This is a genomic window from Acinetobacter sp. 12966 (genome assembly GCF_031196995.1).
GTDB lineage: Bacteria > Pseudomonadota > Gammaproteobacteria > Pseudomonadales > Moraxellaceae > Acinetobacter > Acinetobacter geminorum.
This window is the reverse complement of sequence record NZ_JAVIMC010000089.1, coordinates 119,930-137,619: the sequence shown is the minus strand read 5'-3', so window position 1 is coordinate 137,619 and position 17,690 is coordinate 119,930. Positions and strand designations below refer to the sequence as shown.

The following is a 17,690-nucleotide window of genomic DNA, read 5'->3' as shown; positions in this document are numbered from 1 at the left end:
AAAAAAGATGCAATCAGATTCGATCACCCCTATTTTAAGAATTTTTGATGTTGGGTTAGCTCAATCATTTTATCTTGAGTTTTTAGGTTTTCAGCTTGATTGGCAACACCAATTTGAAGACAACTTTCCGTTATATTTACAAATTTCTAAAGATGATTGTGTTATTCATTTATCCGAGCATTTTGGAGATGCAAGTCCTCATAGTGCGATCCGTATTTATTGGGAACATATTTATGAGTTGCATAGTGAACTAAGCAAAAAAGATTATAGATTTTCTAAGCCTCAGATTGAAAAAACAGATTGGGAGACACTTGAACTCAGTATCACTGATCCTTTTTCAAACCGAATCATCTTTTGGGCAGATGCTTAATTTATATGCACTTACTCAAAATCATCTAAATTAGAGCGATCATCTTCTTCAAAGCGTTGTTGCAACTGTTGATAAGTGCGTGTTTTTTTAAATTCATCCAAAAATTGAATAGTTCCTACAGGGAAAAACTCTGTTTGGATTTCACCACGATAATAAGCTTCACGCATTGGCGTTGCCGAAATAGAGTCCTTTAAACTATCAAGTTCAACCATAATCCACTCAGGAAATAGTCGCAAATAATAGGAAGACTCATCCTTAAAGTGTCCAATCAAACCAACTTTTGAGTTCGGTTCAATTACGCCATTCACTAAAGATTTGACTTGTTTTACCCATTTTTCATCATTATAAACATCTACTACATGTACAAAACGAATGCGTTTTTGTTCTTCTAATGAGAAATTTGACAAGATCATTTGCTCACGCTCTACTGCTAAGAATGGATTTTTAATATTACGTTCCATTTGAGCAGAGCCTAATGCCAAAACGACATAGTGGCTTTGTTGTAAGGCAATTTCAATTGTCTGCATATGAGCCAAATGAAATGGTTGAAAACGCCCTATAAAAACGAGATAGTCAAATTTATACATAATTAGATTTTCACTTTTTATGAACTCACCAGTTACTCGCATTAGAAAGAATATGCGCCATAATGAGAACCTAAAAATTAACAACGTGGTTTAAAGCAAGGATAGTACGATGACACTTAGCTGTATTCAACAACCTCATCAACATTTACACGCAAATTTAGAAGGTGGCGTACTCACCTTAGCCATAAATCGTCCAGAAGCAAAAAATGCGCTGTATGGCGAACTTTATTTATGGATTGCTAAAGCACTTGATGAAGCTGACCAAGACAAAGATGTACGAGTAATCGTTCTTCGTGGCGTAGAGCAAGATTTTACCGCTGGGAATGACATGAAAGATTTTATGGGTTTTGTACAAAATCCTAATGCTGGTCCGGCAGGTCAAGTTCCTCCATTTGTACTCCTTAAATCTGCTGCTAGATTATCGAAGCCGCTTATTATTGCAGTAAAAGGTGTGGCAATTGGTATTGGTGTTACGATTTTATTACACGCAGATTTAGTTTTTGCTGACAACACTGCTCTTTTCCAAATTCCATTTGTTAGTCTTGGTCTTTCACCAGAAGGTGGTGCAAGCCAACTATTGATTAAACAAGCGGGTTATCACAAAGCAGTTGAACTTCTATTTACAGCGAAAAAATTTAATGCAGAAACCGCCGTCCAAGCAGGTTTAGTGAATGAAGTTGTTGAAGATGCTTATGCATCGGCTCAGGCAACTGCTCAACATTTAGCAGCTTTACCACTTGCATCCTTAAAACAAACAAAAGCATTGATGAAACATGATTTAGATCAAATTATTGAATGTATTGATCATGAAGCTGAAATCTTTATGCAGCGCGTTCAATCTCCAGAAATGCTAGAAGCTGTACAAGCATTTATGCAAAAACGTAAACCAGATTTCTCACAGTTTAATTAAAATCAATTTCTATGATTTGAATAAACTCAAAGGCAGGCTCTTCATAAGGATGGCTTGCCTTTAATGCTTTTGCTACGGTCTTGGCATTTTCTTCAATTACAATTGTTTCTACACGCCATTCTTCAACTTGTTCGAGTTCACCCAGCTCTCCGATATAAGGATCTGCACCTTTGACTGGTTTAAATTGTCCTGTTCCTTTCACCTGCCATGCACAGTGTTCATAATTACCGATACCACCTGCACCAGCAGAAAATATAGCTTGTTTTGTCGACTCAAGATGTGACTCAGGTACGTAATAAATCAGCTTTAACATAAGTAGAATGACTCGAAACTAGTAAACTAGCTTTAAATCATACCTTTAAAAAAGCTTCTAAATCAAAGTCAGCTCATCATTACCAAATAATTTGCTCCAATAAAGAGGATTTGAATGGCAAGCGCCAAGCCAAACAAGCGCCAGCCCTTATCTTTGGTATACATTGTTCTTATGTGATACTTATTTTTCATCATTTTGATCTCCGATTTTTATCGTTGTTACAGAGAAAGCAAAAATTGATCCAATCTTGAACAAACTATAAAGTGTTAAATAGCCGAATGTCTATAGGCTTATAATTTTTCTAAAATGCTTAAAAGAGCTACACTCATTTATATGTAGCTCTTACTCTGAACAAAATTTTAAAATTCAGTGTACTAACTGCATCTTTATAAGTTTAAGCATTCTATTTCTTTAAATATCTGTTTTCATATATTGTCATCATAAATGCTAAACCACATAAAATTGCGAAGCCGCCAGTCATGGGAATTAATGTGCCGTTATATAGCTGCCCAATAATGGAAGCGAGAATAAGTGACAAAACAGAGGATGCTGCACCAATAATGGCCGAAGCCATACCAGCAACATGCCCCATTGGTTCCATTGCAATCGCGTTTAAATTACCAAATAAAGTTCCAAATAATAAAAATAAAATGCAGGCATAAAGCATAAACATCCAGAATGACACAGCCACGCCTAAAAGTTGAACTCCTAAGAAAACCAAAGAAATTAGGCACAAACCTAGAAAACCATAAATACAGATTGGACGCATACCAAACTTCATGACAATTTTAGAATTTGTAAATGAAGCGACGCCCATCACACCTGCAAGCACAGCAAAATAAGCACTAAACTCTTGCCCTGTTTTACCAAACTGCTGCATAAAAATTTGCTGAGAAGTACCTAAGTAACCAATGAATCCACCAAAGCAAAAACCTGCACATAGCAAATAGCTCATGGTGGTTTTGTTACTCACTACTTCTTTAAAACCTTCCTGAAATGCTTGTAGGCGCATAGGTAAACGATTTTCGGGAAGTAATGTCTCTTCCAAACGTAAAGCGACCCATGCCCCGACAACTGTGGCATAGACCATATATAAAACAAAGATCTCACGCCAACCAAAGAAATGGATAATGAGCTGCCCCAAACTTGGTGCAATTGCTGGGGCAACCATAAACACCATCATGATTAAAGACATGATGCGGGCCATTTGAGCTCCGCTGTATTTATCTCTAACAATTGAAATAGAAGCCACATAAGGACCTGATACTCCAACCCCCTGAATGAAACGTCCAACTAGAAACCATTCAAAACTTTGTGTGGTAAAGCACAACAAACTTCCCAAAAAGTAAATAACAATTCCTGTGAATAAAATACGTTTACGGCCAATCGCATCGGATAGAGGGCCTGCAATGAGTTGCCCAATTGTCATACCAGAGAAGATACCAATAATGACCCACTGTGTCTGATTATTATTTTTTAAGTCAAAAACTCGTCCGATTTCCCCCAAAGCAGGTAAGACTGCATCTATCGAAAAAGAAACAATAGACATGAGCAATGCCATCAGCAATGCGAACTCGCGGAAATGGATTTTTGATTTCATTTTTCTTCTCTACTATTTATTAATATTGTACTACATACAAATAAGCCACCTTACGGTGGCTTATTTCAATTTTTCTATTAACCAATAAACTTACGTGCGTTACGGAACATACGTAACCATGCACCATCTTCAGTCCACTCTTCTGGACTCCAAGAGTGTTGAATTGCACGGAAAGTACGCTCTGGGTGTGGCATCATAATCGTTGCACGACCATCTTTAGACGTTACACCAGTAATCGCTTCTGGCGAACCATTCGGGTTCAATGGATAATGTTGAGTCGGATTACCGTGGCTATCAACATAACGCAATGCAACTTGGTTAGATGCGTTCAAGCTTGCAATGTTAGCTTCACTTGCAACAGCACGACCTTCACCATGCGCAACAGCAATCGGTAAAATCGAACCTTCCATACCATCAAGTAATACAGAAACTGATTTTTCAACACGAACATTTACGCTACGAGCTTCAAAAACTTCTGACATATTGCGGTGGAAGCGTGGCCAGTGTTCAGCACCTGGAATAAGCGGCGCCAATTGTGACAACATTTGGCAACCATTACAGATACCTAAGCTGAACGTACCTTCACGGTGGAAGAATTGCTCAAACTGATCACGTAATTTCGCATTGAATAAAACTGATTTTGCCCAGCCACCGCCAGCACCCATTACGTCACCGTAAGAGAAACCACCACAAGTCACCAAGCCTTCAAAATCACTTAAGCTAACGCGACCAGCAAGTAAATCGCTCATGTGCACGTCAACAGTATTGAAACCAACCTTATCAAAGGCTGCCGCCATCTCAATATGACCATTTACACCTTGCTCACGCAAGATCGCCATATTAGGACGACGTGTGTTAATGAACGGTGCTTCAATAGGTTCATTCAAGTCAAATGTTGGTTTAGCAATTAAGCCTTGATGTGATTTATCTGCAATTAAAGCAAATTCTTGGTCAGCAGTTTCTACGTTATCACGTAAACGTTGGATCTGATGAGATACTTCAGACCAAGCTTGCTGTAACTCTGCGCGCTCTAAAGTCAAACCGTTTACAGATAATTGATCTGTGTTGTTTACACGACCAACTACAGCAATTGCATCTTTTAAGCTAGAAGCAGCAACTTCTGCTTGTAAAGCTTCCCAATCAGCTGCTTTGATTTGAAGAACTGCACCAATTTCTTCAGCAAACAAACTTGCTGGAGTTTGGTCTTCTAATGCAACACCTAAACGTGCAGCAAACATCATTTCAGCAACAGTTGCGAGTAAACCACCATCACCAATGTCATGGTAAGCTTGAATTAAACCACGGTTGTTCCAATCTTGAATTAATGCGAAGAACGCTTTGAAATCATCAAAACTATCAACGTCTGGAGTGATTGAGCCGATTGCTTTATATACTTGCGCAAGAATCGAACCACCTAAACGGAACTGGCCTTTAGATAAATCAATACGTACAAGTACTGAATCTTCTAAATTCTTAAGTTCAGGTGTTAAAGTTTTACGAACATCTGTTACTGGAGCAAATGCAGTAATTACACCAGTCATTGGAGATGTTACAGCTTTGTCTTCGCCGTTTTCGTTCCAAGTGGTACGCATTGAAAGTGAGTCTTTACCTACAGGAATTGCAATTCCTAAAGCAGGACACATTTCCATACCAATCGCTTTCACACCTTCAAACAACGCTTGGTCTTCACCTTTTTGACCAGCAGCAGCCATCCAGTTTGCAGAAAGTTTGATATCACTAATTTGTTCAATGTTTGCACATGCAATATTAGTAATTGCTTCAGCAACTGCCAAACGAGCAGACGCTGCTGGATTTAACAATGCAACTGGTGGACGTTCGCCCATCGCCATTGCTTCACCAGTGAAGCCTTGTAAGCTTGTCGTCGTTACTGCTGCATCTGCAACAGGAATCTGCCAACGACCAACCATTTGATCACGTGCAACCATACCTGTAATTGAGCGGTCACCAATGGTGATCAAGAATGACTTAGAAGCAACTGTAGGATTTTTCAATACACGGAAAATCGCATCTTTCAAATCAACTTTTGAAGCGTCAAACTCGTTACCTTTACGCTCAATTGTTTCATAAGAACGTTGCATACGCGGTGTACCACCAAGCATTACTTGCATTGGGATATCAACTGCATTGTTCTGGAACAATGGATCTTCAACAGTTAAGTGACGAGCTTCTGTCGCTTCACCTAACACAGCAAATGGACAACGTTCACGTGCACAGATTGCTTCGAACTGTTCTAATGATTCTGGACGAATTGCGAGAACATAACGCTCTTGTGCTTCATTTGACCAGATTTCCATTGGGCTCATGCCCGGCTCTAATGAAGGAATTTTACGAAGATTAAGAACTGCACCTAACTCATGGTCATTCACAAGTTCAGGCATAGCATTTGATAGACCACCCGCACCAACGTCATGTACAGAAACAATTGGGTTGAAGTCTTCTAAGCGCCAGCACGTATCAATCACTTCTTGACAACGGCGTTCCATTTCTGGGTTTTCACGTTGTACAGATGCGAAATCAAGGCTTTCACCCATTGTACCGCTATCTACAGAAGATGCTGCACCACCACCAAGACCGATTAACATTGCAGGGCCACCCAATACAATGAGCAAGTCACCCGGTTGAATCGCATCTTTTTCTACATGGTCAGGACGAATGTTACCGTAACCACCAGCAATCATGATTGGCTTATGGAAGCCCTTCACTTCACCATTTACATTTTGTTCGAAAGTACGGAAATAACCATTTAAGGCAGGACGGCCGAATTCATTGTTAAATGCCGCGCCACCTAATGGACCTTCAATCATGATTTGTAATGGCGATGCCATACGTGAAGGTTTACCGTAGTTTTCTTCCCAAGGTTGTTCAAAACCAGGAATATTTAAGTTAGAAACTGTAAAGCCTGTTAAACCAGCTTTTGGTTTACCACCACGACCAGTTGCACCTTCATCACGGATTTCACCGCCTGAACCAGTTGCAGCACCAGCAAATGGAGAAATTGCTGTTGGGTGGTTATGAGTTTCAACCTTCATTAAAATATGAGCTGCTTGGCTCTTATATTTATAAACAAAGTGACCGTTTTCATCCGCTTTTGGATAAAAACGCATCGTGTCATAACCCACAATTACAGAAGCATTATCTTTGTATGCAGATAAAACGTCAGTTGGTGATTCTTTGTAAGTGTTTTTAATCATCTGGAACAATGATAATGGTTGTTTTTCACCATCAATTGTCCATTCAGAACCGAAGATTTTATGACGACAGTGTTCAGAGTTCGCCTGTGCAAACATCATCAATTCGATATCATTTGGATTACGACCAAGCTTACCGAATGCTTCTGTTAAATAATCAATTTCTTGTTCAGAAAGCGCAAAACCGAACTCATTGTTCGCTTTAACCAAAGCTTCTTTGCCTTGACCCAAGATATCAATTGAATTTAATGGTTTTGGAGCTGTTTCTGAGAATAATGCTTTTGCATCTTCAATTTGAGCAAAAACTGTTTCTGTCATACGGTCATGAAGTACTTGTTTAACTTCATTAGTAATTTCAGTAACACCTTTTAACGTGAATAAAAGACCACGTTCTAAACGGTGTACTGGTGTATTACAGTTTTTGAAAATATCAGTTGCTTTAGAAGACCAAGGTGAAATAGTACCCACACGTGGTGTAACTAAAATCTGAATCTCATCACTTGCAGATTGACGAAGTTCAAAAGACTCACCGTCATTTAATAATTGCAAAGCAGATTGATGTTGCTGCTCGTTGAGCGCTTGATCAAACAAATAGACCCATTGGCTGTCAAAAGATTGAACAGAACTAATTGACGATAAACGTGTTAATAGTTGAGCTTTCTTAAAAGAAGAATGTGCTGCTGCACCGGCCACGATAAACATGTTGATTTTGGCTCCACGGGCAGGTCTTGTGAACCTTACCGCAATGTGACTTTAGAGAGAGCGCATATTCTACTGCTTCTTGCTAAAATCAGCTAGATGTAGAATCAGTATTCTGTAACCTAATTCTGCAAGAAGTGATTTGTTTTTTGTTCAAAATCATTTTTTTAGTCATTCTTGCTAAAAATAAATTGTTGCATGTTTATTCAATAACATAATAAAACCCGAACTAAGACAAACTATGTCGCACCAAGCTAGTGCTTTTAAGTTTTTTTTGGCATGATCAGGTTTTATAGTTTTGAATAATGATAAATGGAACAAATGCGTTGGTTAGAGCTGCTTTCCGCAGTTCGTTTAGGTAGCAAAAAAAGTAGTACAGAACTGGCTCGTAGCCCATTCCATAAAGATTATGACCGCATTATATTTTCTCAAAGTTTTCGTCAGTTAAACCGTAAGACGCAAGTTCACCCTCTAGCACAGCATGATGGCATTCATACCCGCTTAACTCACTCCCTTGAGGTTTCCTGCATTGGTCGCTCAATGGGCATGCTTGCCGCAGAAAAAATAAAAGATGAATTACCAGTGTGGATTTCACCTGCCGATGTCGGGGCAATTATTCAAGCAGCTTGTCTGGCCCACGATATAGGTAATCCCCCTTTCGGACATGCGGGTGAATATGCAATTCGCGAATGGTTCGATGATGCCTCACATGATGATTTTTTGAAAAAACTCAGTCCTGAAGAAGAAGCTGACGTTCGTCAGTTTGAAGGTAATGCTCAAGGATTACGTCTATTAAGTCGCATTGACTATCATCCAAATGATGGCGGTATGCGCTTAACTTATGCAACTTTAGGTGCTTATCTAAAATATCCATGGCTTTCAAAAACAATTGCTTCGCAGGGTGACCGCCCTTCCCATCAAAGAGCAAAGTTTGGTTGTTATCAGTCTGAAAAAGAAATTTTAAAACAGATTGCGGAACAGCTCGGGCTGATTCAACTCGGGGAATATCATTATTGTCGTCACCCACTCACCTATCTACTAGAAGCTGCCGATGACATTTGCTATGCATTAATTGATTTAGAAGATGGCATTGTCTTAAATATGCTGAGTTACCAAGAAGTTGAACCAATATTCCTAAATCTTATTGCCGACTATGGTCAACCTGAAGAGTTGTCTCATCCAAATAGTACATGGCAACAAAAGATCTCGGCATTACGTGGCCGAGTCATGAAACGTCTTGTTGATGAAGTCACTACGGCTTTTGCCAAAAATCACTATGAAATCATTACAGGTCAGCTTAAAGGCAATCTTTTGCAATATTGTTCTCCAGATATTGCAATTGGTATCGAAACTGCCAAGAATCTGGCACGTGATAAAATTTTTGAGCACCCACAAAAGTCTGGTTTAGAAATTATTGCGCATCAAAGTTTGCAAACGATTTTGGATGCATTTGTTCCACTTACAACACCACATAAATCTTTAAGCTTTAAAGAACAACGTTTAATGTCTATCCTTAATCTATATGGTGCTAGCTTTAGCAATAATCACTACAGCAATATCATGCAAGTCCTCGATATTATTAGTAAGTTCTCAGATCATCAGGCTTATAGCTTGGCGCAAGAGTTGCAAGGTAATAAAATTGGCTTGTTTTAAGCTGGCTTGATATAGAAAGAAATAAAACCAGTGTCGTTTTCAATTCATTTTAGAACGACCAGATTTACAGTTACGAATAAGTGAAATTACGCTATGATCGGATGTTTAATTGGCGAAGTGTTTGCCTTAGAAGCCCCTACTGTCTTACTGAATGTAAATGGTGTGGGCTATGAAATTGATACGCCACTTTCAACATTTTGCCAATTACAAAAGGGCCAGAAAGTTACGTTATGGACGCATTTGGTTGTCCGTGAAGATGCACAGCAGCTCTACGGTTTTAGCGATGCTCAAGAAAAAACAATTTTCCGTACCTTATTAAAAGTAAACGGTGTCGGTCCAAAAATGGCATTGGGTATTTTATCGACGCTAAGTGTTGAGTTATTAGTTCAAACCATTGAACATGATGATATTAATACGCTAGTCAAAGTTCCGGGTGTTGGCAAAAAAACAGCTGAACGTTTAATGATCGAACTCCGTGATCGCTTCAAAACATTGGCTCAAGGCACGTCAACTACGGCGACCATGCCTCAAATTCAATTTGCTGCAAACTCTCCTGTTGCAGAAGCAGAAGCTGCTTTGCAATCTTTAGGTTATAAGCCACTTGAAGCACAAAAAGCTGTTGCTGCGGTTAAAGCCGATTACACAGAATCAGCCGATATTATTCGTGCTGCTCTTAAATCCATGATGAAGTAAAACACTTATGCAAGACCGTCTAATCAGTGGAACAGAAAAACCAGAGGATCATTTTGATCGGGCTATTCGACCAACTTCTCTTGCTGACTATATTGGGCAACCGGTCGTACGCGAGCAAATGGAAATTTTCATTGGTGCTGCTCGTGGCCGTGGCGAAGCACTCGACCATACGCTGATTTTTGGTCCGCCGGGTTTAGGTAAAACCACACTTGCTAATATTATTGCCCGAGAAATGGGTGGTAACCTCAAATCTACTTCAGGACCGGTATTAGAACGTGCGGGTGATTTAGCAGCAATGCTGACTAACCTTGAAGAAGGCGATGTTTTGTTTATTGATGAGATTCATCGTCTTTCTCCAGTGATTGAAGAAATTCTGTATCCAGCTATGGAAGACTACCAATTAGATATCATGATTGGTGAAGGCCCTGCTGCTCGTTCAATTAAACTCGATTTGCCACCTTTTACACTCGTCGCTGCCACCACACGTGCAGGCTTGTTGACCTCACCACTACGTGATCGCTTCGGTATTGTGCAACGTCTTGAGTTTTACTCTGTAGAAGACTTGACTCACATTGTGTCGCGCTCTGCAAACTTAATGGATGTACCCATTACAGTTGAAGGCGCAGAAGAAGTAGCTCGTCGATCACGCGGAACACCTCGTATCGCTAACCGTTTATTACGACGTGTTCGTGACTATGCACAAGTGAAAGGCACAGGCGAAGTGACCCATGAAATGGCGCAGCGTGCGCTTGATATGCTTAATGTTGATAAAGCTGGCTTAGATACCCTAGACCGACGTTATTTGAGCATGCTACTCGAACGTTTTGATGGCGGTCCTGCTGGAGTTGAAGCGCTTGCAGCAGCGATGGCTGAAGACAGCGGTACGCTTGAAGATGTGATTGAACCTTATTTAATTCAACAGGGTTATGTCATGCGTACCGCACGAGGTCGGATTGCAACCAATCAATCTTATTTACAGTTTGGAATGACACCACCTGAGCCTAAAAACTAATCAAAGGAAGAGAATTTTCTCTTCCTTTTTTAATTTAATCTCTCTATCTAATGAAATAATAATCGTCTTATCAATAAATTAGCCACTCCATACCTTTTAAGTCTATTTTTATACCTTATTGATTTTTTAATATTTTAAAAAACTGCATTATAAGAAATGTAGATATCAAATCTTATGAACAATAATATTTTTAGGATAAGGACATGTACAAAAAAACCGCTTTAATTTTTCCACTTGCTCTAATGAGTCAACTGAGCCTAGCAGATTGGGTAAAAGATGCTGCACAACAAAATGAAAATCAGGTGATTCAATTAAGACAACATATTCACGAGCATCCTGAACTCGGCAACATGGAATTTAAAACATCAGCACTGGTTCAAAAAGAATTGAAGTCTTATGGCATTCAAGTCAAAACAGGTTATGCAAAAACAGGGGTTATTGGCATTTTAAAAGGTAATAAACCCGGCCCTATTATCGCGCTTAGAGCAGATATGGATGCGCTACCTATGGAAGAAAAAAGCGGAGTTCCCTTTTCTAGTAAACAAAAAGCAATTTATCAAGGTAAAGAAACTTATGTGATGCATGCCTGTGGACATGATGCACACACAGCAATGCTATTAGGCGCAGCAAAAATTCTAGCTGCGAATAAAGATAAAATATCGGGTACCGTTGTCTTTGTTTTTCAACCCGCTGAAGAAGGTGGAGCAGATATAGACAACTTTAAGCAGAGTGATCAAATCGGCTCAAGAAAAATGATCACAGACGGTGCATTTAAAGATTATAAACCCGAAGCTATTTTTGGAATACATGTCATATCTGGTATGCAAAGTGGGCACCTTTATTATAAAGATGGTGCCATTTTAAATAGCGCAGATCACTTGCGTATTCAGGTTAACGGTAAGCAGGTTCACGGCTCGACCCCATGGTTAGGCAGAGATCCAATTTATGCATCTGCACAAATGATTAATAATTTACAGAGTCTTATTAGCCGAAGAACCGACCTCACCCAAGGCATGGGCGTAGTCACTATCGGTAATATTCAAGGTGGTACGGCAGGAAATGTAATTCCGGAACAAGTCAATATGATCGGAACCATTCGCTCTAACAACGAACAGATACGAGCAAATATCTTAAAAAGTTTACCCACCATGATAGAGCATAACGCTCAAGCCAACGACGTGACTGCCAAAGTTGAAATTGCTCCTTATGCTCCAGTAACCATGAACGACAAAGCGCTCACTCAGTTTATTCAGCCAACCCTAGCCAAAGTTGTTGGCGATTCAAAACTCCATGTTTTAGATCATAATGCAAGCGCTAGTGAAGATTTTGCCTATTATGGCAAGTTAATGCCCTCATTTTTTGTTTTCTTAGGGGCAACACCAGAAAATCAGGACTTAACTCAGGCGGCACCAAATCATAGTCCTTATTTTATTGTAGATAATAAGGCCTTAAAAACAGGGACCGAGCTACATGTAAGATTCGTATTAGATTATCCGAATATATCAAAACAAGTTCAAACTTCATGGAAGCCCTCTTAACTTAAAAAGCTTGCTAGCTATAAGATATAGCGTTTTTAGATTAGAAACACAGCAACCGCAATTGAAAGGTTGTGCCATAGGACTTAGTATGCAATCTGCTAAACTGCCCCGTATTTAAAAGCAGATGTATGGCTGTTGAATAGAACCAATGTTTTATTCGAAGCCATATTTTAAATATAAAGCTCTATAGTGAACTAAAAACGGAATACTCTCATGGCGAATCATTTTGAATTCAACATTCGTGTTTATATTGAAGATACGGACGCAGGTGGTATTGTTTACCATGCCAACCATATTCGCTATATGGAACGTACCCGTACTGAATGGCTCCGTGCTTCTGGCGTTGATCATTACTGGCATCAAAAAGACTACAACTTTGTCGTACACAAAATTGACGTAAAATACATGCGTCCTATTTTAATGGATGATTTAATTACTGTTACAGCACGTGTAGTTTCATGTAAAGCTGCGTCATTTGTGTTGCAACAAAATATTTATCGTGGTGAAATCTTGCTTGCTTCTGGCGAGGTTGAGTTGGCATGTTTAAGTAAAGAACTTGTAGCTCGTCGTCTTCCAGAAGAAATACGTGATCTTATTCGTAAAGAATTGGAACAAGACTAAAAAAACAACCGGCATATGTAACCTATGGCAACAAACATTGAATCAACCCTGCATATTTCTGACCTTATTTTACAAGCAAGTCCAGTCGTTCAGTTGGTCATGCTAATTTTATTGTTAGCATCGATCTTTAGTTGGTATCTGATTGCCAAGTTACATATGAGTTATAAAAAAGCACATCAAGACGATGAACATTTCCAAAAAATGTTCTGGTCTGGTGCTGAACTCAATACGCTTTACAACAATGCTCAACTCAACTCAAAGCGTTCAGGGCTTGAAGATATTTTTTATCAAGGGTTGAGCGAGTTTTTTAAACTCAAAAAACGTCAAGCTCCTGTCTCTCAAACAATTGAAGGCACGGAGCGTATTTTACGCGTAGGTTTGAGCCGTGATCAAAGCCATTTAGAATATGGTTTAGGGACTTTAGCAAGTATTGGTTCTGTGGCCCCGTACATCGGTCTATTCGGTACTGTTTGGGGTATTATGAATGCCTTTATCGGTTTAGCTGCGGTTGATCAGGTAACTCTAGCAACTGTTGCACCGGGTATTGCCGAAGCACTTATTGCAACTGCAATTGGTTTGTTTGCCGCAATTCCTGCTGTATTAGCTTTTAACCATTTCACTGCTAAAAGTGAAAGTGTTTATTCTGATCGCGCTTTATTTGCTGAAGAGATGATTGCTTTATTGCAACGTCAATCTGTGGGTTCATCACAGGAAGATGCATAATGGCAATTCAGCGTTCAGGGCGCTTTGAGCGCATAAAAAAACCATTAAAAAGTGATATGAACGTCGTACCTTATATTGACGTTATGCTTGTGCTTTTGGTTATTTTTATGGTAACTGCCCCTATGATTACCAGTGGTATCAAGGTTGATTTACCTCAAGCAAATAACCATCCAATTGAATCAAAAGATATGCCAGCCATGGTAACAATTGGCAAAGATGGCAATATTTATCTTCAGTATGAAGAGTACAAAGATGATGAACCATTATCTCGTGAAAAGCTTGAAGAAGTTTTAAGCAATGCTCAAAAACAAGCCGAACAAGAAAACAAACAACTCACAGTTTTAGTCAATGGTGATAAGTCTCGTCCTTATGGAGAAGTCGTATCATTAATGGCAAGTTTACAAGAAGCAGGCTTAACTCAAGTTGGCCTTCTGACAGAGCCTTTAAAATAAGCTATGAACAAAAATCAAAAGCCGCCCTTTAAACAAAATGCGATTGCATTGAGCTTTACACTCGGAGTTCATGCAATTGCCATTGTTGGCTTGCTTTTTTTAGGCTTGAGTAAACCACCTGAACAGCCAAAAAAGCTAACGACTATTTTAGTTAAGCCAGAAGATTTACCTCCTCCTTTAGCCAAAGAAATTGAACAAGAGACTACAGCTACAAATGAAGCAAAAGAGGTATTAGCCCCTATTGTGGATGAAACGCTTCCTCAAAATCTTCCAGTTGCGCCTCCTCCTCCAACAGCTCAACAACTTGCTGCTCAAAAGCAAAAGGCCGAACAGGCCCAGCAAGCCAAGTTAGCTGAGCAAAAGCGTAAAGCTGAAGAAGCTGCGAAAGCGAAACAAGCAGCAGAACAGCAACGCATAGAGGAAACTCAAAAACAGCAGGCTGAAGCTAAACGCCAAGCTGAGGCTAAAGCAAAATCAGAAGCCGAACAAAAACGTAAGGCTGAACAAAATGCAAAAGCTGCTGAAGACGCTAAACGTAAAGCTGAGGCTGATGCAAAATTAAAACGTGAAACTCAAAAGGCTGAAAAAGCTAAACTTCAAGCACAACAAGAAGCTAAGCGAAAAGCCGAAGCTGATGCTAAAGCTAAGCAACAAAAAGCTGCTGACGAGGCTAAACGCAAAGCTGAAGCTAAAGCTAAACAGCAAAAAGCTAATGATGATGCTAAACGTAAAGCTGAAGCCGATGCAAAAGCCAAACAGCAAAAAGCCAATGACGATGCTAAACGTAAAGCTGAGGCCGATGCAAAAGCCAAACAGCAAAAAGCTGCTGACGAGGCTAAACGCAAAGCAGAAGCTGACGCTAAAGCTAAGCAACAAAAAGCTGAAGACGCTAAACGCAAAGCTGAAGCAGATGCTAAAGCCAAGCAGCAAAAAGCTGCTGATGAGGCTAAACGTAAAGCAGAAGCGGAGGCTGAAGCAAAAGCTGCATCTGCTCAAAAAGCAAAAGAAGAGGCAGCTCAGAAGAAAGCTGAAGCTAAAAAGGTTGCTTCTTCAGCTAGACGCGATTTTGAGCAAAAAATTCGACGCTCTTGGGATGTCCCAACTGGCAGTAGTGGTAAAACAGTTGGTGTTCGCTTCACTCTCTCCGATTCAGGAAGCGTTAATTCTATTGTTATCACGCGTTCAAGCGGTGACGATGCTTTAGACGCAAGTATTAAAGCTGCAATTCAAGCCGCAGCGCCATATCCTATGCCATCAGATCCAGATGCAAGACGTGAAGCAAGAAGTGTTAGTTCTACATTTAGAGCGCAATAATTTTGAAAGAGTTACATGCTTTAAATAGTTTAAGGCATGTAACTATGCTACAAAATCAACAGTCACAAAAATACCTGCTATGACTTTAAACTTATGAATACGAGCCGCAAACACCTGCTATCTTTAGCACTGATCACAGCCTTAAGCCCTATTGCCTCTACAACTGCTTTTGCCCAGTTATATCTGGAAATTGCCAAAGCACCAGATCAGGCCCCCAAAATTGCTATTGTCCCGTTTAGCAATGACAATGGGCTCTATCCTATTGTTGAAACAGACTTAAACCGTTCTGGGCGCTTTACAAGCTCATCTAAAAACTTACCTGCCAATGCTGCAATCAATCAGATTCAAGCTTCTGACTGGCAAACTGCAGGTATTCCATATGTAGTGACGGGTCAAATTAAACAAACTGCGACAGGTTTTGAAGTTCACTACCAACTCTATGATGTACAAAAGCAACAATACATTCTAAATGAACTTTTAAATGTACCAGCTACACGCATACGTCAAGCTGGCCATATGGTAAGTGATGCTATTTTCCAAGCGCTTACTGGCATTCCTGGCGACTTTAGTGGCCGTATTGCTTATGTCCTAAGAAATCCTACAACACCTGCCGAGCGTTATACCCTACAAATTGCAGATACGGATGGTGAACAACCAAAGACTGTTTTATCGTCTCGTGATCCAATTCTTTCTCCGGCATGGACACCGGATGCTAAAAAAATTGCTTATGTTTCTTTTGAAACTAAACGTCCAGCAATTTATTTACAGGATTTATCAACTGGAACACGTGAAGTTCTTACCAGTTTCAGAGGACTAAACGGCGCACCAAGTTTCTCACCAGATGGCCAATCAATGCTTTTTACAGCATCTATGAATGGCAACCCTGAAATCTATCAAATGGATTTATCAACTCGCCAAGTCAAACGTATGACAAATGACTCGGCAATTGATACCGAAGCACGTTATACACCAGATGGAAAATCCTTTATTTTCACTTCTGACCGTGGTGGCTCTGCCCAAATTTATCGTTATACCTTTGCTGATGGCTCAGTAAAGCGTTTAACATTTAAAGGGTCATTTAATGCACGTGGAACTCTAAGTGCAGATGGCAAAAAGATTGCACTTGTTCATCGCCCAAGTGGCAGCAGTTATAAAGTTGCAATTCAAGACATTAATACTGGCATCACCAATATTCTTACCCCAACTAGTTTAGATGAATCACCAAGTTTCTCACCAAATGGGCAAATGGTGGTCTACGCAACTCGTGAAGGCAACCGTGGCTTGTTGTCTATTATGTCTACTGATGGACGTTTCCGTATGAATTTACCAAGCGAACAAGGTGAAGTACGTGAACCAGCCTGGGCACCAAAATAACTTTTAATTCCATTGACGGAGATGATCATGAAATCAATCAAATATTTAGCTCTACCCTTTCTTAGCGTAGCACTCGTAATGACAGGCTGTGCTAGCCGTAAACCTGCAGCGACTACCACGACTGGTACAAATCCAAGTACGGTAAACACTTCTGGTTTAAGTGAAGATGCTGCATTAAATGCTCAAAATTTGGCAGGTGCTTCATCTAAAGGTGTAACTGAAGCAAATAAAGCGGCTTTGGCTAAACGCGTTGTTCACTTTGATTATGACAGCAGCGATTTATCTACTGAAGACTACCAAACACTTCAAGCTCATGCTCAGTTCCTTATCGCAAATGCAAATTCAAAAGTTGCATTAACGGGCCATACAGATGAACGTGGTACACGTGAATACAACATGGCTTTAGGTGAGCGTCGTGCTAAAGCTGTACAAAGCTATTTAATTACCAATGGTGTAAACCCACAGCAACTTGAAGCTGTAAGTTATGGTAAAGAAGCTCCTGTTAATGCGGGACATGATGAATCAGCGTGGAAAGAAAATCGCCGCGTTGAGATTAATTACGAAGCAGTCCCTCCTTTATTAAAATAAGGGATATGCATAAAAAAACGCTCATAATAATATG

17 protein-coding genes are annotated in these 17,690 nt (G+C 39.9%); 12 read left to right on the top strand and 5 right to left on the bottom strand.

Features of this window, described 5'->3' with window-relative positions; all coding sequences use genetic code 11:
* The first annotated feature begins 7 nt into the window (after window positions 1-7).
* A complete protein-coding gene (locus RFW85_RS13125; protein WP_170249559.1) occupies window positions 8-370 on the top strand; it encodes a glyoxalase superfamily protein in 363 nt (120 codons plus the stop codon).
* 11 nt (window positions 371-381) lie between these two features.
* Here the strand turns inward: RFW85_RS13125 and RFW85_RS13120 are convergent, their stop codons facing one another.
* Window positions 382-957, bottom strand: a complete 576-nt coding sequence (locus tag RFW85_RS13120) for a nicotinate-nicotinamide nucleotide adenylyltransferase (protein ID WP_002119001.1) — start codon at window positions 955-957, stop codon at window positions 382-384.
* Window positions 958-1,066: 109 nt separating this feature from the next.
* Here RFW85_RS13120 and RFW85_RS13115 point away from each other — a divergent pair, with 109 nt between their 5' ends.
* Window positions 1,067-1,867: an enoyl-CoA hydratase gene (locus RFW85_RS13115; RefSeq protein ID WP_170249558.1), complete on the top strand. Its 801-nt coding sequence runs from the start codon at window positions 1,067-1,069 to the stop codon at window positions 1,865-1,867.
* Here RFW85_RS13115 and RFW85_RS13110 read toward each other — a convergent pair.
* From RFW85_RS13110 to purL, 4 genes are all read right to left on the bottom strand, one after another.
* Window positions 1,860-2,180, bottom strand: a complete 321-nt coding sequence (locus RFW85_RS13110) for an NGG1p interacting factor NIF3 (protein ID WP_086265458.1) — start codon at window positions 2,178-2,180, stop codon at window positions 1,860-1,862. The two genes, RFW85_RS13115 and RFW85_RS13110, sit on opposite strands and share 8 nt — an antisense overlap.
* A gap of 68 nt (window positions 2,181-2,248) precedes the next feature.
* Window positions 2,249-2,374, bottom strand: coding sequence for a KGW motif small protein (locus tag RFW85_RS13105; RefSeq protein WP_002118600.1), 126 nt, complete (start codon window positions 2,372-2,374; stop codon window positions 2,249-2,251).
* Window positions 2,375-2,583: 209 nt separating this feature from the next.
* Window positions 2,584-3,780, bottom strand: a complete 1,197-nt coding sequence (locus RFW85_RS13100; RefSeq protein WP_309171596.1) for a multidrug effflux MFS transporter — start codon at window positions 3,778-3,780, stop codon at window positions 2,584-2,586.
* A gap of 77 nt (window positions 3,781-3,857) precedes the next feature.
* Window positions 3,858-7,691: a phosphoribosylformylglycinamidine synthase gene (gene purL / locus RFW85_RS13095; protein WP_170249557.1), complete on the bottom strand. Its 3,834-nt coding sequence runs from the start codon at window positions 7,689-7,691 to the stop codon at window positions 3,858-3,860.
* A 309-nt stretch (window positions 7,692-8,000) separates the two neighbouring features.
* On the opposite strand from purL, the gene RFW85_RS13090 reads away from it, so the two are divergent.
* The 10 genes from RFW85_RS13090 to pal all read left to right on the top strand — a co-directional run bounded on the left by RFW85_RS13090 (window position 8,001) and on the right by pal (window position 17,656).
* Window positions 8,001-9,341: a deoxyguanosinetriphosphate triphosphohydrolase gene (locus RFW85_RS13090; RefSeq protein ID WP_014207388.1), complete on the top strand. Its 1,341-nt coding sequence runs from the start codon at window positions 8,001-8,003 to the stop codon at window positions 9,339-9,341.
* A gap of 93 nt (window positions 9,342-9,434) precedes the next feature.
* Window positions 9,435-10,034, top strand: a complete 600-nt coding sequence (gene ruvA / locus RFW85_RS13085) for a Holliday junction branch migration protein RuvA (protein ID WP_170249556.1) — start codon at window positions 9,435-9,437, stop codon at window positions 10,032-10,034.
* Between the two features lie 7 nt (window positions 10,035-10,041).
* On the top strand, window positions 10,042-11,046 hold the full coding sequence (ruvB, locus tag RFW85_RS13080; RefSeq protein WP_002052424.1) for a Holliday junction branch migration DNA helicase RuvB: 1,005 nt from the start codon (window positions 10,042-10,044) through the stop codon (window positions 11,044-11,046).
* 203 nt (window positions 11,047-11,249) lie between these two features.
* Complete coding sequence (locus RFW85_RS13075; protein ID WP_170249555.1) at window positions 11,250-12,584, top strand: M20 family metallopeptidase; 1,335 nt, start codon at window positions 11,250-11,252, stop codon at window positions 12,582-12,584.
* 213 nt (window positions 12,585-12,797) lie between these two features.
* Window positions 12,798-13,205: a tol-pal system-associated acyl-CoA thioesterase gene (gene ybgC / locus RFW85_RS13070; RefSeq protein ID WP_004699892.1), complete on the top strand. Its 408-nt coding sequence runs from the start codon at window positions 12,798-12,800 to the stop codon at window positions 13,203-13,205.
* A 24-nt stretch (window positions 13,206-13,229) separates the two neighbouring features.
* The gene (gene tolQ / locus RFW85_RS13065) at window positions 13,230-13,928 is read left to right on the top strand and encodes a protein TolQ (protein ID WP_016140259.1); all 699 of its coding nucleotides are present in this window, start codon (window positions 13,230-13,232) and stop codon (window positions 13,926-13,928) included.
* Window positions 13,928-14,380 (top strand): protein TolR, encoded by a 453-nt coding sequence (tolR, locus tag RFW85_RS13060; RefSeq protein ID WP_170249554.1) that lies wholly within the window; start codon window positions 13,928-13,930, stop codon window positions 14,378-14,380. The genes tolQ and tolR overlap by 1 nt, the downstream gene beginning before the upstream one ends.
* A 3-nt stretch (window positions 14,381-14,383) precedes the next feature.
* On the top strand, window positions 14,384-15,694 hold the full coding sequence (tolA, locus tag RFW85_RS13055) for a cell envelope integrity protein TolA (RefSeq protein WP_170249553.1): 1,311 nt from the start codon (window positions 14,384-14,386) through the stop codon (window positions 15,692-15,694).
* 93 nt (window positions 15,695-15,787) lie between these two features.
* On the top strand, window positions 15,788-17,068 hold the full coding sequence (tolB, locus tag RFW85_RS13050; protein ID WP_170249552.1) for a Tol-Pal system beta propeller repeat protein TolB: 1,281 nt from the start codon (window positions 15,788-15,790) through the stop codon (window positions 17,066-17,068).
* Between the two features lie 27 nt (window positions 17,069-17,095).
* Entirely contained in the window at window positions 17,096-17,656 is a 561-nt protein-coding gene (gene pal, locus RFW85_RS13045; RefSeq protein WP_002118513.1) for a peptidoglycan-associated lipoprotein Pal, read from the top strand.
* The last annotated feature ends 34 nt before the right edge of the window (window positions 17,657-17,690 follow it).

Coding starts and splice junctions, on each gene's coding strand:
- RFW85_RS13125 (WP_170249559.1), top strand. CDS start 8: ATGCAATCAGATTCGATCACCCCTATTTTAAGAATTTTTGATGTTGGG.
- RFW85_RS13120 (WP_002119001.1), bottom strand. CDS start 957: ATGTATAAATTTGACTATCTCGTTTTTATAGGGCGTTTTCAACCATTT.
- RFW85_RS13115 (WP_170249558.1), top strand. CDS start 1,067: ATGACACTTAGCTGTATTCAACAACCTCATCAACATTTACACGCAAAT.
- RFW85_RS13110 (WP_086265458.1), bottom strand. CDS start 2,180: ATGTTAAAGCTGATTTATTACGTACCTGAGTCACATCTTGAGTCGACA.
- RFW85_RS13105 (WP_002118600.1), bottom strand. CDS start 2,374: ATGATGAAAAATAAGTATCACATAAGAACAATGTATACCAAAGATAAG.
- RFW85_RS13100 (WP_309171596.1), bottom strand. CDS start 3,780: ATGAAATCAAAAATCCATTTCCGCGAGTTCGCATTGCTGATGGCATTG.
- purL (WP_170249557.1), bottom strand. CDS start 7,691: ATGTTTATCGTGGCCGGTGCAGCAGCACATTCTTCTTTTAAGAAAGCT.
- RFW85_RS13090 (WP_014207388.1), top strand. CDS start 8,001: ATGGAACAAATGCGTTGGTTAGAGCTGCTTTCCGCAGTTCGTTTAGGT.
- ruvA (WP_170249556.1), top strand. CDS start 9,435: ATGATCGGATGTTTAATTGGCGAAGTGTTTGCCTTAGAAGCCCCTACT.
- ruvB (WP_002052424.1), top strand. CDS start 10,042: ATGCAAGACCGTCTAATCAGTGGAACAGAAAAACCAGAGGATCATTTT.
- RFW85_RS13075 (WP_170249555.1), top strand. CDS start 11,250: ATGTACAAAAAAACCGCTTTAATTTTTCCACTTGCTCTAATGAGTCAA.
- ybgC (WP_004699892.1), top strand. CDS start 12,798: ATGGCGAATCATTTTGAATTCAACATTCGTGTTTATATTGAAGATACG.
- tolQ (WP_016140259.1), top strand. CDS start 13,230: ATGGCAACAAACATTGAATCAACCCTGCATATTTCTGACCTTATTTTA.
- tolR (WP_170249554.1), top strand. CDS start 13,928: ATGGCAATTCAGCGTTCAGGGCGCTTTGAGCGCATAAAAAAACCATTA.
- tolA (WP_170249553.1), top strand. CDS start 14,384: ATGAACAAAAATCAAAAGCCGCCCTTTAAACAAAATGCGATTGCATTG.
- tolB (WP_170249552.1), top strand. CDS start 15,788: ATGAATACGAGCCGCAAACACCTGCTATCTTTAGCACTGATCACAGCC.
- pal (WP_002118513.1), top strand. CDS start 17,096: ATGAAATCAATCAAATATTTAGCTCTACCCTTTCTTAGCGTAGCACTC.